This window comes from Marinimicrobium sp. UBA4509 (assembly GCF_002388575.1).
GTDB lineage: Bacteria > Pseudomonadota > Gammaproteobacteria > Pseudomonadales > Cellvibrionaceae > Marinimicrobium > Marinimicrobium koreense.
The window spans coordinates 79,667-96,061 of the sequence record NZ_DGMV01000050.1; the positions used below are offsets into that span (position 1 = coordinate 79,667).

The window sequence follows — 16,395 nt, forward strand, 5'->3', positions numbered from 1 at the left end:
TTTTCCCGACAGAGTACGTGTCAGTGTGTCGCATAGATCAACATTGCGACCATTGGGCTGAGAATCGTTGGATTACGCGCGTTGCGCTAATCCAACCTACTCAAGTTGTGACGCTATGGATTCCATTGACTGCTGTAGTGCGTTAGCGAAGGCCTGGGGCTGCTCGAACTGGGGGAAGTGATGGGTGCCCGGCAGGATGGTCTCCTGAACGTAGGGCGCGCAGCGCTTTTGCGCCGCCTCGGAAATGTGCTCACCGTTCAGCGCCACAATGGGCCCTTTGATAGCGGCAAAAGCCGCGTCCGGGGACCAGCGCAACAGGTTGTGCCAGATGGGCAGCAGGCGCTCTGGATCGCCCGACGACATCCGGGCTTTGATCCACTCACGGATTTCAGGGTCCAGCTCCGACACCGTGGTGTTGTCCACCAGCCCGGCCATGGCCTCGCGAAAATCCGCCTTGAAAGGTTCTTCAATGGAGGCAATGGTCTCGGCATCCATATCCCCATAGGGCAGCCCGAAACTGTCCACCAAAACCACGCCCACCGGTCCGGACCAGCGCCGGGCCGCTTCCAGGGCCACGCAACCGCCCATGGAGTGGCCCACCAGTATCAGTCGGTGGGCGCCCTTCTGATCAGCCACCTCGGTTACGGCTTTGGCCAGGCCCTCGATCGTCCAGTCATCCCAGAGTCTATCCCGCGCCTCGCCGTGGCCGGGCAGATCCAGAGCCAGGCAGTGGAGGTCCTGGGGCATGGCAGCCAGTGTTTGCACCCAATCGGTGCGCTGGCAGCTCCAGCCGTGAATCAGAATGACCAGAGGTTCGCCCTGGCCCTGCTCGGTCACACAATCGTCATAGTGGTCGGACATGGTTGGCTTCTCGTTGGAATGAGTCGTGCTTGAATTAGTCATTGCAGATTGGCGTATTTCAACGCAGACTTATTTAAAATAAGCGAAAATCGCGCCAGAGTCGATGATTTGATCTCCGGCTGCCCGCCACATCCACTGGCGGCGGCCTTACGGAACCACGGTGCCATGCCAGACGATACACTGCGGAAACGCTTTGCTGAGCATAACGAACAACTCCTGGGAACCCTTTACGGCAGTGCGCTGAGCAACGGCCAGTGGGGGCCGTTTCTCAAGCGGATGATCGATTTGACCGGGTCCCGCTCGGCCCGCTTACTGTTGTTGAATCAGGGCGCGAATACCGTTCAGCGCAGCATCAAGGTCAACATCGACGATAGTGCGCACCAGCGCTACGTGGAACACTTCGTCAATTTGTGCCCCTGGCGCACCGAGCTGGGAGAGAAGCCAACCGGGCAGTTGTATTCCACCTACCTCGATTTCAGTTGCCGACAGCCGACGTTTTACCAGACCGAATTCTTCAACGACTGGGCCAGAGGCCTGGATATTCATCACGGCGTGTGCGGCACGGTCTACAGCACCGAGCAGCACAAGGTGCAACTGTTGATTCAGCGCACCGGCGGGCAGGGGTATTACTCCCGGGAAGAGACCAACCTGATCAACAGCGTACTGCCCCATATGCGCCAGGCACTGCGACTCAGTGCCCAGATGGCCGACCGGGAGGCGCGGTTGACGTCGGCCCTGAATGCCGCCCAGAGTCACCCGTTGCCATTTGTTCTGTTCAATGCGAATGGCCAGATCCGTTACCTCTCGCCTCAATTGGAGCAGGCCGCCCCGATGGGCCTGCGCTTCACCTCGGACGGCGTTGAATTCACCGACCCGAATCTGAATCCCCCCTTCAAAGCGGCTCTGCAGCGTCTGACGGGCCAAGCGGCCCACTGCCAAAGCCTGGAGTGGCGCTTTGAGGTGCCCCGCCCCCACTGCCCGCCCCTGTATTGCCTGTTGACGCCGGTGTTTCCGGGCGCCGAACCCAATCTGCCGTTCTGGCAGACCGATATCCACGCCGCGCTCTATATCCGGGACCCATTGGCTCAGATCGGCCGACGTCACCAGCAGTTGGTCACCGCCTACGGACTGACCGACACTGAGGCCAGGCTGGCCCTGGATATCGCTCTGGGTCTGGAACTGAAAGCGGTAGCCACCCGGGACCACCGCTCGATCCACACCCTGAGAAGCCAGTTGAAGTCCGTATTCAATAAAACCGGCTGTTCTCGACAGAGCCAATTGGCGGCCCTGGTCAACCAACTGCCGGCCCGATAGTCCCTCAACGGCACTGGTGCCACTTTTGCTCAACCCTGTGATATATTCATTCCCGATCCGGCATTTGGCCCCACACCCAGTGTCGGGTTTGCCAAGCAACGGCAATCGCACACAGAGCCATAACAACAGAGGCCAGTAACAGGCCCGGGACTTTCGGTGTATGAAAGACGACAAGCCCACCTCGTTCGATATTGCCTATCGGGCCGGGGTTTCCCAATCCACAGTGTCACGTGCCCTGCGCGACAGCCCGTTGGTCAACGAGGCCACCCGTAAGCGAGTCCAGGCAATTGCCCGGGAGCTGAACTACAAAGTCGACAAAAACGCCCGCAACCTGCGCTCCAAGCAGACCCGGACCATCGCCCTGCTGCTGTGTGAAGATCAGGGTATTGGCGACTCCATGATCAACCCCTTCTTTCTGTCCATGCTGGGCAGCATTACCCGCGCCTGTGCCAACCGCCAGTACGACCTGCTGGTGTCCTTTCAGCAGATGAGCGATGACTGGCACGCGGATTTTGAGGACGCCCACCGGGCCGACGGAATCATTTTCCTGGGGTATGGCGACTATGTGACCTACGTGGAAAAGCTGATCCACCTGAACGAGGCGGGCGCTCACTACATTACCTGGGGTCCGGTGTTGCCGGGCCAGCCGGGCGTGTCCATTGGCTGCGACAACTACAACGGTGCCTACAAGGCCACAAAACATCTGTTACAGCTCGGCCGGAAACGGATCGCGTTTATTGGGGACGCCAGCGAGCACTCCCCCGAGTTCCGGCGCCGCTATGAGGGGCACGCCCGGGCACTGAAGGAATTCGGGATTGAGCTGGATCCGGCCCTTCAGGTCGCGGCGGAAACCTCGGAAACCGACGGCAAGGCGGGCATTGAAACCCTGCGAGCGCGGGGCGTGGAATTCGATGCGGTATTTGGTGCGAGCGACCTGATCGCCATCGGGGCGATTCAGGGAATTGAGGCCGCCGGTCTGATCGTACCGGATGATATTGCGGTGGTGGGCTTTGATGACATTCCCACCGCCTCCTACACCCATCCGCCCTTGACCACGGTGCAACAGAACACCCGACTGGCGGGTGAGCTGCTGGTAGACAACCTGCTGAAGATGATCGACGGTGAGAAACCGGAATCTTTCCTGCTGCCCACCGACCTGATGGTGCGTGGCTCTTGTGGGCACAAGGCATAGCGTTCTAGCTTATGCGGTAATCTAACCTTCTCTAATAACGAATGACAACGGCACGTACGAATTGACTACCACTTAGCACATGAACCAAACCTAAATGTTTTCAATAACTAAACGGACCAAGTGGGCGTCGGGGTCAATATCACGGGTTCTAATCTACATCCCTGTTTAGACCCATCTCTTTATTCTGCCCGGTGTCGGTTGGCAAAGTAACGCGCTCGCCACTGGCAGCGCTTTGGCGCGCCGCATCTAGGATCTGCATTACAATCATGTTGTTTTCCAGTGAAGATAACGCATAGGGTTCGGGTTCGATGGTTTGCTCAATCACCGCCTTAAAATAACTGAAGGGATCATCATACGGATACGGCCGCTCTTCCAGTTTTTTGCGGGTTTCATCAAAGTCATCGTAGCCGCGGGCGAGGCGTTTACGATACTGATGGCGATTATCGGCATAGAGCACGCCAGTGGTGCCATACACCTCCATATCTTTGCGACCGATTGGCCAGTTCCACGACCCTTGTACAACAGCTTGGGCGTGAGGGTAGGTTAAAATGAGAGTCGCCTCATCGTCTACCTCAGGGTTATTTTCCGGCTGTAACTGCTGGGTCACTGCTGTGACGGTCTTGGGCACTTGACCGTCGGTCAGCCAGGTCAGTAAATTCGCTCCATAACAGGCAAAATCCATAATGGCACCGCCGCCATTTTGTACCGGGTCTAACAGCCAGTCTAAAAACTCCTGGTTGATCCCCAGTTTACTCGGACCTTTGTGACCGTCTTGAACCAGCACCTTGCGCATCTCGCCAATGTCGCCCGACTGTAGCGCCGCTTTGACTGCATGGTTAGTGGGATACCAGGTCGTTTCATAGTTTGTCAGTAGATGGATTTTGTGCTGTTTCGCCAGATCATACATTTTTTGGGCATGGGTCATATTGACCGCCAACGGTTTTTCAACCATGACATGAATGCCGCGCGGGGCAGCCACTTCCACCACTTCAAGATGCTCAAAAATACTGCCAAAGGCTGTAATGGCTTCTGGCTGGGTAGCGTCTATCATCGCTTCCAGTGTGGGGTAGACCTTATCCATACTGTAATCATGCTGGCTGGCATATCGCCGGGCCAGGGATTTATCCGGCTCGACAATGCCCACAATCTCAAAATCGCCGCGCTCTTCACTATTAAAAACCCAGTGCACGTGGGTATGGGTTAACCCCGCCACTCCAATCTTTAATTTATTATCCGCCATAGCCGGTCCGGAACTCGCGAGCAATAGCCAAAAAAACATCAGCCACTTCATTATTTTCTCCTGTTATCCGCTAAATTGATAATCAAATATTCGCATTCTATAAGGCAGAACAAATCCCGAACGTTGCTACAATCACATTTTCTTAAGTTGAACCAACCTAGCCGCCAAGCCGTCATTATTAACAGGACCATCGTAGATAAGAACCCGTACGCCATCGCCCGGTACCCCCAGGGTAATCTGACCGTCCACATCAAATCGCTCACCGGTATCGGCATCGCGCCACTCGCCCTGACTCAACCAGCGATCAACACTGATACTGGTTGCCTCGTCACCTTTGTTCAAGAGCACCAGTGCGGTTTGCGCCTGATGATCGTCCTGATATACCCGCAGAAACGACGCCGTATCGCCCGAGAAATCCAGATTGGCCTGCAGACCTTTTTGCAGGGCAACTGACTCCTGCCGAATATGGGCAATCCGACTCAGGTTGTCGGTAATGGCATGGCTGCGAGCCTGTTCAATCCGTTCCTGGCCGAAGTAATTCCGATTGCCTTCGTGCTCTTTGGTGCCGGGCATAAACCCGATTTCCGAACCATAGTAAATGGATGGAATACCACGGGAGGTGAACAGCCAGTTGTTGGCATTAATGTACGCCTTGGTATCGCCATCCATCCGACGAATGTCGTGATTCTCGTAAAAAGAGACCAGCTCGTAGGGATTATGATAAGGGCTGTTTTCCAGGTGCAGGTAACTCAGAATTTCCGAGTAATCACTCTCCGGATTTTCAAACACCGAGGTCAGGGTTTCCTGTGCGGGAAAGTCCAGGAGGCTCAAACCGCCATTTTCCGGCTGAGTGTGCTCCCCGAGAAACTCCGCGTCGAACACAAAGCTCTCACCAAACATGAAGAAATCCGGATGCTCTGCGCGAATGCGATCAGTAAACTCTTTCCAGAATTCATGGGGCTTGTGCCGCAAGGTATCAATGCGAAAGGCCGCCGCGCCCTGATCAATCCACTGAAGGTAAGCGTCCACTACATACTCCATCACCGCGGGATTATCGGCATCAAACTTACCCAGCTGCGCCAGGTCTTTTTCCCGCTCGTAGAAAGCATGCAGGGGGTTGTTCGGATTCAACTGCTCCGGCTCCAGGTTTTCGTGATCGGCAATCAGCTCGCCATTGCGCCCATAAACCTCACCGTACATCGGCTGGTCTTCCTCCATCGAATAGGCGGGTGAGCTGTGATTGGCCACAATATCCAGAACGATTTTCAGGTCGTGCTCTTCACGCAACCTCCGGGTCAGGTCCGAAAAGGTCAATCCTTCGGACTCCCAGTGTTCATCAACTTTGAAAAAATTGGTGCCCCAATAACCGTGGAAACCGGTTTTGCCGCCGTCTCCCGGCTGAGCAAAGCCGACCGGATCACCGCCATTAAAAGCCTGGTTGGGATTATCCACGATCGGAGAAATCCACAGCGCCGTGACCCCCAGTGATTTCAGGTACTCGGCATTATTCAGGATGCCTTTGAAATCCCCACCCAGGTAACCAACGTTGGCCTCTTTTCCATCAGGACCCGGCATGGGAACATCAAAGCTGGGAAACTCGCCGCCCTGATCTTCGTGGTTGTTGGAGGGGTCGCCATCCACAAAACGATCGGTCAGCAGGAAATAAATCGCCTCTTCGGCAAAGGCTTCCTGAGTGCCGTAGTAATGGGGTCGATCAGTGGTGGAGGTGCTCGTAGAGCCAGGAGTCGACGTGGAGGCACAGGCCGCCAGAGCCAGGGTGCTGGCGAGAATACTCAACCGGGTCGTCAGTGCGTGCTTCATGCGTCGACTCCTTCGTCAGTCACAATAAGGGTAGCGGCAGCGGCCACCAGGAAAGATACGCCGCCCGCCACGAGCACCCAAATAGCCTCACCGGCGAACAGATTATTCAGAATCAAACCCAACAGACTGCCGGCAATGATCTGTGGAATCACAATAAAGAAATTGAAGATCCCCATGTACACGCCCATTTTGTGGGAGGGCAGCGAGCAGGACAGGATCGCGTAAGGCATCGACAGAATGGACGCCCAGGCAAAGCCGACCCCCACCATGGACACCAGTAACCAGACGGGATCGCGAATGATCACAAACGAAATCAGTCCCGCCGCGCCCAGGCACAGGTTTACAATGTGTGCGCCCTTGCGCCCCAGCTTACGGGCCAGCAGGGGAATCACTATCGCCGCCAACGCGGCAAAACCGTTGTAGGCGCCAAACAGTACGCCCACCCAGTCAGCACCGTCGTTATAGAGTTTTGACGATGTATCCAGGGTCTGATAGTGATGGCTGGTAACCGCGCTGGTGGCGTAAATCCACATGGAAAACAGCGCAAACCAGGAGAAGAACTGAACCACGGCCAGTTGCGCCATGGTTTTGGGCATATGGAACAGGTCATGCGCCACCTGATAGATGCCATTGCCGGTTTTGCCCTGGCGGAGCATATAGCCCGCTACCAGCTGCAATATACCTACACCTCCCAGAAGTCCAGCCAGCACATAGACTTCCTTCTCAAGACTGAGACCATACACCAGAGCGGCCACCAGAATACCCGCCACCGCAAACACCGTACCCCAACCGCTGTAGGAAGACGCGGAGCGGGTTTCCACATCCGCTGATGCCGCCCGCTTCTGTTGTACCTTGAATTGTTCAAAAGCGGCGAGCTCTTCCGGGCTGTATTCGCGGGTTTTGAGTACCGTCCAGAGGACCGCCAGCAATAGAATTGCACCGCCAATCCAGAATGAATAGATCACTGAATCTGGCACTACGCCTGGTGCGGCGGTATTGCTGACATTCAGCCAGTTGGTCATGATCCAGGGCAAAAACGAGGCGACCACTGCGCCAATACCGATGAAAAAGCTCTGCATGGCAAAGCCTTTGGTCCGCTGTTTGTCCGGGAGCATATCACCCACAAAGGCGCGGAATGGCTCCATGGAAACATTGATGGACGCATCCAATATCCAGAGCATACCGGCGGCCACCCACAAAGTGGGTGAATGGGGCATATACAACAAGGCAAGACTGGCGAAAATGGCGCCGAACAGAAAGTAAGGACGACGGCGTCCCAATCGGTTCCAGGTTTTATCGCTCATATAGCCGATGATTGGCTGAATCAGAAGACCGGTCACCGGCGCCGCCAGCCAGAGAAACGCCAGGTCATCAATGGGCGCTCCAAGGGTCTGGAAAATACGGCTGACATTGGCATTCTGCAGGGCAAAACCGAACTGGATGCCCAAAAATCCGAAACTCATGTTCCAGATCTGCCAAAAACTGAGTTGAGGTTTTTGTTTCATGTTAACCACTTGTTATCTGTTATCGGGTGCTTTCAGCTTAGCATCTTCACACCCTTTAAATGAGAGCCTGACGCGCCAGCCGCTCAAATTAAGCAAGCCGGCGCGCCGCGGCAATAGCCTGCATACGTATTCATTCAAATATGGCTCTTTTTTGATCGATTTCCCGCCCTCGATATCAATGCATACGTATGTAGTCTGTTGCCGCCGATTCCAGCGCTAACGTATATTGGTTTCAGTTCAAATAAGGCCGGGTAACAACCAAATCCGCGCTAAAACAACGAAGACAATAACGCTTCAAGGCTCTTTGCGATGAATTCCTCTATGGCTCTTTTTGACCGGCGACCAGACCGGATTCAGTCAGTAATTTCTGCGGAGGTACACCATGCAAACTAATCCCTGGTGGCGCGGTGCCGTCATTTACCAGGTATACCCCCGCAGCCTCATGGACAGCAATTCCGACGGTATTGGCGATATTCCAGGGATCATTTCGAAGCTGGACTACATCGCCAGTCTCGGAGTTGACGCCATTTGGGTATCCCCGTTCTTCAAGTCGCCCATGAAAGACTTCGGGTATGACATCAGCGATTACCGGGACATTGACCCCATCTTCGGCACTCTGGACGACTTCGACCGATTGATCGAGCAAGCACACGCCAAAGGCATCAAGATCATTATCGATCAGGTCCTGAGCCACACGTCAGACCAGCACGCGTGGTTCGAGGAAAGCCGCCAGTGTCGTAACAACCCCAAGGCGGACTGGTACGTCTGGGCCGACCCCAAAGAGGACGGCACACCGCCGAACAACTGGCTGTCCATTTTTGGAGGTTGCGCCTGGGAGTGGGAGCCGCGGCGCGAGCAGTATTACCTGCACAACTTCCTCAAAAGCCAACCGGACCTGAACTTCCATAACCCGGAAGTCCGCGCCGAAATTCTGGACGAAGTGGAATTCTGGCTGAAACGGGGAGTAGACGGCCTACGTCTGGATGCGATTACTTTCTGCTTTCACGACCAGAAGCTGCGGGACAACCCGGCCAAACCCAAGGAAGAGCGCAAAGGCCGTGGCTTTACCGAAGACAATCCCTACGCCTTTCAGTACCACTGGTACAACAACGATCGCCCGGAGAATGTGCAGTTTCTCGAATCCCTGCGCAAAGTCATGGACCGTTACCCAGGCTCGGTCACACTGGGAGAAATCTCATCAGAGGACTCCCTGGCCACCATGGCCGAGTACACCAAAGGCAACGATCGGTTGCACACCACCTACAGTTTTGAGTTGTTGGTGGAGAACTTCAGCACCCGCTATATCCGTGAAACCGTGGAGACACTGGAGGCGAGCCTCGCTGAGGGTTGGCCTTGCTGGTCCATTGGTAACCACGATGTACGTCGGGTGATGACGCGCTGGGGCGGAGCCGATAAATCCGATGCCCTGGCCAAGCTGTTCAATGCCATGATGCTATCCCTGCGCGGAAGCGTGTGCAGCTATCAGGGTGAAGAGCTTGGCCTGACCGAGGCGGCGCTACAAAAGCACGAACTCCAGGACCCCTACGGGATCACCTTCTGGCCGCGCTTCAAAGGCCGGGACGGCTGTCGAACTCCCATGCCCTGGCAGAAGGATGTCCACACTGCCGGATTTTCTGAAGCAGAGACCACTTGGCTGCCCATTCCCCAAGAGCACCGAATCAAAGCGGTCGACGTTCAGGATAAAAACCCGGACTCCGTTCTGAATGCCTATCGTATTTTCGTTCACTGGCGCACCGATCAGCCAGCGTTGCGCCTGGGAGATATCGAATTCCAGGACACACCAGAGGGACAGATGCTGTTTACCCGTCGTCATGATGACCAGGCACTTCTGGTCGCCATGAACTTTTCAAACAAAGAAGTCGCGCTGGATGTGGAACATTTGAACGCAGGCCCGGCACTCGAAGGACACGGATTCAGCGGCGCAAGAATCGAAGGTCGACAGCTGATTTTGCCTGCCTATGGCGCCGGCTACTTCAGCCTGGATGGCTGATTGCTCCCACAGATTCACTCTGCATACGTATTCAATGGGTTGGCAACGGGAAACAGGCGTTGAATACGTATGCAATGAATTGCCCACCCATACACGATGGGATAGCCTGAATTTCAGCAGGAATTTGGCGAAACGTCGCTGAATCTGAAATCGCCTGGACTGATTTGCATCAGTGACTGGCGGCGACATTTTAACAACTGCTCAATGCTCAACCATAATAACCTATGAAAGGGGATCGTTAGATGATGAACACCAAGAAGCTTATTCTGCCTTCCATGATCGGCTGCCTTGCCGCCGGAATGACCATTGCTCCCGCATACGCCCAGGACCAAGAAGCTGGCATGCTCGAGGAAGTGGTGGTTACCGGTATCCGCCGCAGCCTTATGAACGCTATCGCCATTAAAGAAAACTCTTCCTCTATCGTGGAAGTGGTTTCCGCTGAAGACATCGGTAAACTGCCCGATACCAGCATCGCCGAATCACTGGCTCGCCTGCCCGGTCTGGCCGGTGAGCGGGTCAACGGTCGCACCAGCGGCATTTCCGTCCGCGGTTTCAACGAAGACTACGTCGCCACCACCATGAACGGCCGCGAATTGCTGGGCATTGGCGACAACCGTGGGGTCGAGTATGACCTCTACCCCTCTGAAATCATTTCCGACGCAGTCGTCTACAAGACCATGCAAGCCGATCTTGTGAATCAGGGCCTCGGTGGTGTGGTCGATCTGCGTACCCTGCGTCCGCTGGAAAATGATCGCATTATCAGCATTAACGGCAATTACGAAGTCAATGGCATGGAGTCCGCTAACCCGGACTACGATGACACCGGTCATCGCCTGGCATTCACTTATTCCGATACCTTTGCCAATGACACCATGGGCTTCGCCGTAACACTGGCTTCCATGGAATCGCCCAGTCAGGAGGAGCAGGCCGGCATCTGGGGTTACCCTGAGATCGACGAGGGCTTCATCTTCGGTGGTCACAAATCCTTTGTTCGCTCAGCCACCATGGAACGCGACACCATCTCCAGCGTATTTCAGTGGGAACCCACCGAAGACCTGAGCATCACCGTTGACGCCCTGTATATCGACTTCCTTGAGTCCAAAGTCTTCCGCGGTTTTGAAGATGGCGGGCCAGTCTGGGGCGGCGCGAACTACACTGTAGGCGACGTTGAAAACGGACTGGTCATGAATGGCGAATTTGATGGCTTCCACACCGTAATCCGTAACGATGGTGAAACCAAAGAAGGCGACCTGTCCACGTTCGGTTTCAACGCCAAGTATCGGCTCAATGAGACCTGGTCAGCTGAACTGGACGTTGCTACCAGCGAATCCGCCAAGGACCTGATCAATATGGAAAGCTTTTCCGGTACCGGTCGTGCTGGCACCACTCAGCAGGGCGATCCGGGTGCTCGATCATGGCAGCAAGTATCTCCCGAAGGTGTGAGGTTCGGTGATCACTCGAGCATTGCATTGCCCGACTATACTGACCCTGCTGCTATCCGCTTAGCGGGCCCACAAGCCTGGGGTGGCGCTATTGCCCAACGCGTTGGAGGGAAAAACAACGCGCAGGACGGCTTCGTTAACTATCCGAGCTTTGACGAAGAGCTGGACACTCTGCGTCTCTCTGCAATCGCTGAACTCAACGGCGATTTTTTCCAGAGTGTCGAGTTGGGTTTGAACTATTCCGACCGAACTAAAGGCAAGGTTAACTACGGTGCCTTCCTAGTGGCCCCCGGTTTTGATGCGGACCTGCCCCTCGAGGACCAGACCGCCCTGCCCTTGAACGACCCGGCCTTGGCTTCCTACTACGTTGGTACCTCCAGCTTAGACTACCTTGGTACTGGCACCAGTGTAGTTGCGTATGACGGCGTAGGGATGTATAGAGATGGCATTTACACCGAGATCGACGCTACCGAGTTTGAAACTGACCGCTTAGGCGACACGTATGTTGTGAACGAAGAAGTTCTCACCGCCTATACCAAAGCGGACTTCGAAACCGGCATTCTCTCCGGTAACGTGGGTGTGCAGATAATCGACACCAATCAACGTTCAGATGGCTTTGTCAGCGTATCTCGTGAAGACGAAGACACCGGCCTGGTCAGCGTTGTCGCGACTCCAGTCAGTGGCGGCGCTGATTACATCAAGGTCCTTCCAAGCCTGAACATGAACTTCCAGATGACGGAGAGCCAGGTTGTTCGTTTCGCAGCGGCGAAGACCCTTTCCCGGGCCCGTATGGATGAAATGCGCCCAAACAACACTGTCAACTTCCGATTTGACGACGCCCGTCGCGAAAGCGCCGATCCGGAATTCAGCGCCTGGAGTGGCTCCGGCGGTAACCCGAACCTGCGTCCACTCGAAGCCGTACAAACCGACCTGTCGTACGAGTACTACTTCACCAACGACGGCTATGTGGCAGCCTCATGGTTCTACAAGGATTTGCTCAACTGGCACATCAGCCAGGACGTGATCACAAACTTCGAGCCTTACTTCATCGAAGGCTATCATGATGCAGGTACGGACAACTTCCAGTCCTACCAGGGTCCGACCAGTTCCATTGCCGAACTGGGCAAGGGTAAAGTGGAAGGTATCGAGCTTCACGGTAGCTTGCCGTTCTATACCTTCAGCGAAACGCTGGACGGTTTTGGTTTGGTCGCTGCGGCAACCTTCCTCGACGGCGCTATCGAGTATGATGGCGAACAGCAGGAAATCCCCGGCTTGTCCGAAGAGTCTTACCAGCTGACGGTCTACTACGAGAAGAACGGCTTTGAGTTCCGTGTCAGTGGCCGCAAGCGCGATGCGTTCCTTACAGAAACCCGCGGCCTCAGCTTGGCGCTGACTCCGACAACGGACCAGGGCTCTGAGCTGTGGGATGCGCAGATCGGTTATGACTTCGGCGCGGGTGGTTTCGACTCGCTTGACGGCCTGAGCGTTACCCTGCAGGCCCAGAACCTGACCGACGAAGAAACCGTCGGAGCTGCAGAAGACGATCCCCGTCGGATCACGTCTTACCAGACCTTCGGTGCTAACTATCTGCTCGGTGTGAACTACCAGTTCTAAACAGGGCATGAAGGAAAGCCCCTGCTATAGTGAAGAGCTGTAGCAGGGGCTTTTTTTTGGCTGGAGATAAAGACGTGAATCATTCCATAAAAAATGTGTTGGTTGTCGGCGGCGGCTCCTCCGGATGGATGGCGGCAGCCGTATTGTCCCGATTTTTCAGCAAGCAGATCCGTATTCAACTGGTGGAATCCAGCGAGATAGGCACCATCGGTGTCGGTGAAGCAACCATCCCCCCCATCAAGAACTTCAATGATGTACTTGGCATCAAGGAAGCCGACTTTCTGAAACAGACACGGGGTACCATCAAACTCGGTATTCAGTTTGAGAATTGGAATCGCCCCGGCGACTGTTATATGCACGCCTTCGGTGAAATCGGGCGCAACCTCGGCATTGCCGGTTTCCATCACTATTGGCTGAAAGCCCGACAGGCCGGTGTGGCCGAAGACTTCTGGCGTTACTCGCTCAACGAGCAGGCCGCTCGGCATAACCGCTTTGCTCCCATGGAAACCATTCCCGGCACTCAGTTTCCGGGGCTTACCCACGCGTATCACCTTGATGCCGGCCTGTACGCACAGATGTTGCGCGCCTACAGCGAAAAGCTCGGCGTCAAGCGCATTGACGGCAAAATTCAGACGGTCGACAAGGATTCCGAGTCCGGCGATATCGCCGCCGTTGAGCTCGAATCCGGTGAACGCCTAGCAGCGGATCTGTTTATCGACTGCTCGGGTTTTCGCGCACTGCTCATCGGTGAAGCGCTGGACGTCGACTTCGAGGACTGGAGCCACTGGTTGCCCTGTGATCGCGCTCTTGCGGTTCCCAGCGAGGCAGCAGAAACCATCACGCCGTATACCCGGGCCATCGCCCACGAGGGCGGCTGGCAATGGCGAATCCCGCTTCAGCATCGCACGGGTAACGGCCTGGTCTACAGCCACCGCCACCTGAGTGACGACGAGGCGACGCATACCCTGTTGTCCAACCTGGACACCCCCGCCCTGGCGGACCCTCGTCCGATCCGTTTCAAAACCGGACGCCGGGTCCAGCAGTGGTGCCAGAACGTTGTGTCCCTGGGCCTGTCCAGCGGCTTTCTCGAGCCCCTGGAGTCCACCAGCCTGCATCTGGTTCAACAGGGGCTGACCCGCCTGATCAAGCTGTTTCCTCGCAACGGCATACAACCGAGCGATATTGAAGAGTACAACCGGCAGTCACAGTTCGAGTTCGAAAAAATCCGTGACTTCATCATTCTGCACTATCACCTGAACCGTAAAACCGACAGCCCGTTCTGGCGCATGTGCCGTGAAGCACCCAAGCCGGAATCACTGCTTCGGCGCATTGACCTGTTTGTCGGCTCAGGGCGGGTTTTTTGCGAGCAGGAAGAACTGTTTCGCGAAACTGCCTGGGAACAGGTCATGATCGGCCAGGGCATTACGCCACAGGACTATCACCCGCTGGTGGACAACATTGAAGATCATCAACTGCGCGAGTTTATGAATTTCTGGCAACGGATTGTCGACAAAACCGTCGCCCAGATGCCCTCTCACAACGACTTTATTGCCTCGATCAAGTAGTGGATACCTCATCATGATACGCCTGACATTATTCCTCACCCTGCTCCTTGGAATACCCGCCGCGCTTGCCGATCCCATTGACCGCATCGATCCGCCGTTCTGGTGGGCGGGCATGCGCAATCCCAACGTACAGCTGATGATTCACGGCGACCGGATTGCCCAGTGGTCTGTAAGCCTGGAGCATCCTCAGGTTGCGGTGACCGATGTGCACCGTGTCGAGAGTGAAAATTATCTGTTTGTCGATCTTGACGTTCGCAGCACCTTTCAGGGCGGGACTGTCACCCTGCAGTTTGCCCATGAAAACGGCGACAATTTCCAGCATGACTATGCGTTCCACACCCGCCGGAAAAACTCCGCCGACCGCAACGGCTTCAACACCACCGATGCCATTTATCTGATCACCCCGGATCGTTTTGCCAACGGCGACTCGAGCAATGACACACTTCCCGAGCTCAAAGAAGCCGCGAACCGGGACAGCAGCGTCGGCCGTCACGGCGGCGACCTGGCCGGGCTGATCCAGCACCTGGATTACATCGCGGACATGGGCTTTACCGCCATCTGGCCAACCCCCATGCTGGAAAATGATCAACCCGAGTATTCCTACCACGGTTACTCCATTACCGACTTCTATCGGGTAGATCCGCGCTTTGGTGACAATGAGGACTATCGACAGCTCAGCCTGCAAGGCAAAGCCAAAGGCGTCGGCCTGATTCAGGATATGATTCTCAACCACATCGGATCCGGCCACTGGTGGATGGACGATCTGCCCACCGACGACTGGTTGAACTTTCAGGACGAATTCGTCCCCACCACCCATTACCGGACCAGCGTTCAGGATCCTTACGCGGCGGACATCGATAAACAGGAGTTTGCCGACGGTTGGTTTGTGAAATCCATGCCGGACCTGAACCAACGCAACTCGCTGGTGGCCAATTACCTGATTCAGAACAGCATCTGGTGGATTGAGTACGCGGATCTTTATGGCATCCGTACCGATACCTATTCCTACTCCGACAAGGATTTCCTGACCGAGTGGACCCGCCGCATTATGGCGGAATACCCCAACTTCAATATTGTCGGTGAGGAGTGGAGCACCAACCCCAATGTGGTGTCCTATTGGCAGCGCGGCAAAGACAATAAAGACGGTTATGTGTCCTATCTTCCCAGCGTAATGGATTTCCCCATGTACGACGCCCTGCGCGCCGCACTGACGGAAGACGAAGCGTGGAATCGCGGGTTGATTCGCGTCTACGAAACCCTGGCGGATGACAACCTCTACGCGGACCCGATGAGTCTGGTCATTTTTGCCGAGAACCACGATACCAGCCGACTGTACAGCCTGATTGATAAGGACGTCGAGCGGTTCAATATCGCCATGACCTTGCTGGCCACCATGCGCGGGACCCCTCAATTCTTTTACGGCTCGGAAGTGCTTGCCACCAGCCCGAAGACCCGTGACGACGGCGCCGTGCGCAGTGACTTTCCCGGCGGTTGGGCCGGAGATACGCGCAATGGGTTCACCGGCGAAGGTCTGACGGATACCCAACGCTCTGCACAGGAATACCTTCGTCAGTTACTCAACTGGCGGCAGGAACAGGAAGCCATTCACCACGGTGACCTTCTGCACTATGCCCCTCACGATGGCGTTTATGTGTTTGCCCGCTACACCGAGAAGCAGCGCATTCTGGTGGCAATCAATCACACCGGGGAAACCCGCCAGCTCTCCAACGAGCGTTACGCACAGGCCATTGATGGTCACCTTTCAGGTACCGACGCCCTGAGCGGCGAAACCCTGTCCCTGGATAACGATCTGACACTCGAGCCAATGAG

Annotated in this window: 10 protein-coding genes; 6 read left to right on the plus strand and 4 right to left on the minus strand. The window is 55.6% G+C overall.

Going from position 1 to position 16,395, the window contains the following annotated elements; genetic code table 11:
- Positions 1–96: 96 nt before the first annotated feature.
- Positions 97–861, minus strand: a complete 765-nt coding sequence (locus tag B3520_RS08340) for an alpha/beta fold hydrolase (protein WP_286807730.1) — start codon at positions 859–861, stop codon at positions 97–99.
- Between the two features lie 165 nt (positions 862–1,026).
- Between B3520_RS08340 and B3520_RS08345 the strand changes: the two genes are divergently transcribed.
- A complete protein-coding gene (locus B3520_RS08345) occupies positions 1,027–2,175 on the plus strand; it encodes a helix-turn-helix transcriptional regulator (RefSeq protein WP_286807729.1) in 1,149 nt (382 codons plus the stop codon).
- Between the two features lie 160 nt (positions 2,176–2,335).
- Positions 2,336–3,367, plus strand: coding sequence for a LacI family DNA-binding transcriptional regulator (locus tag B3520_RS08350; RefSeq protein ID WP_286807728.1), 1,032 nt, complete (start codon positions 2,336–2,338; stop codon positions 3,365–3,367).
- 148 nt (positions 3,368–3,515) lie between these two features.
- Here B3520_RS08350 and B3520_RS08355 read toward each other — a convergent pair whose 3' ends face one another.
- From B3520_RS08355 to B3520_RS08365, 3 genes are all read right to left on the minus strand, one after another.
- Entirely contained in the window at positions 3,516–4,658 is a 1,143-nt protein-coding gene (locus B3520_RS08355) for a Gfo/Idh/MocA family protein (RefSeq protein ID WP_286807727.1), read from the minus strand.
- A gap of 81 nt (positions 4,659–4,739) precedes the next feature.
- Complete coding sequence (locus tag B3520_RS08360) at positions 4,740–6,428, minus strand: alpha-amylase family glycosyl hydrolase (protein ID WP_286807726.1); 1,689 nt, start codon at positions 6,426–6,428, stop codon at positions 4,740–4,742.
- The gene (locus tag B3520_RS08365; RefSeq protein ID WP_286807725.1) at positions 6,425–7,933 is read right to left on the minus strand and encodes an MFS transporter; all 1,509 of its coding nucleotides are present in this window, start codon (positions 7,931–7,933) and stop codon (positions 6,425–6,427) included. The genes B3520_RS08360 and B3520_RS08365 overlap by 4 nt, the downstream gene beginning before the upstream one ends.
- A 382-nt stretch (positions 7,934–8,315) precedes the next feature.
- On the opposite strand from B3520_RS08365, the gene B3520_RS08370 reads away from it, so the two are divergent.
- From B3520_RS08370 to B3520_RS08385, 4 genes are all read left to right on the plus strand, one after another.
- Entirely contained in the window at positions 8,316–9,944 is a 1,629-nt protein-coding gene (locus B3520_RS08370; RefSeq protein ID WP_286807724.1) for an alpha-glucosidase family protein, read from the plus strand.
- A 242-nt stretch (positions 9,945–10,186) separates the two neighbouring features.
- Positions 10,187–13,000: a TonB-dependent receptor gene (locus B3520_RS08375; RefSeq protein WP_286807723.1), complete on the plus strand. Its 2,814-nt coding sequence runs from the start codon at positions 10,187–10,189 to the stop codon at positions 12,998–13,000.
- 74 nt (positions 13,001–13,074) lie between these two features.
- The gene (locus B3520_RS08380; RefSeq protein ID WP_286807722.1) at positions 13,075–14,565 is read left to right on the plus strand and encodes a tryptophan halogenase family protein; all 1,491 of its coding nucleotides are present in this window, start codon (positions 13,075–13,077) and stop codon (positions 14,563–14,565) included.
- 13 nt (positions 14,566–14,578) lie between these two features.
- The coding region (locus B3520_RS08385; RefSeq protein WP_286875856.1) for a glycoside hydrolase family 13 protein at positions 14,579–16,395 on the plus strand (1,817 nt) is incomplete at its 3' end.

Excerpts from the sequence above, each read along its gene's own strand:
- B3520_RS08340 (WP_286807730.1), bottom strand. The coding sequence starts at position 861 with ATGTCCGACCACTATGACGATTGTGTGACCGAGCAGGGCCAGGGCGAA.
- B3520_RS08345 (WP_286807729.1), top strand. The coding sequence starts at position 1,027 with ATGCCAGACGATACACTGCGGAAACGCTTTGCTGAGCATAACGAACAA.
- B3520_RS08350 (WP_286807728.1), top strand. The coding sequence starts at position 2,336 with ATGAAAGACGACAAGCCCACCTCGTTCGATATTGCCTATCGGGCCGGG.
- B3520_RS08355 (WP_286807727.1), bottom strand. The coding sequence starts at position 4,658 with ATGAAGTGGCTGATGTTTTTTTGGCTATTGCTCGCGAGTTCCGGACCG.
- B3520_RS08360 (WP_286807726.1), bottom strand. The coding sequence starts at position 6,428 with ATGAAGCACGCACTGACGACCCGGTTGAGTATTCTCGCCAGCACCCTG.
- B3520_RS08365 (WP_286807725.1), bottom strand. The coding sequence starts at position 7,933 with ATGAAACAAAAACCTCAACTCAGTTTTTGGCAGATCTGGAACATGAGT.
- B3520_RS08370 (WP_286807724.1), top strand. The coding sequence starts at position 8,316 with ATGCAAACTAATCCCTGGTGGCGCGGTGCCGTCATTTACCAGGTATAC.
- B3520_RS08375 (WP_286807723.1), top strand. The coding sequence starts at position 10,187 with ATGATGAACACCAAGAAGCTTATTCTGCCTTCCATGATCGGCTGCCTT.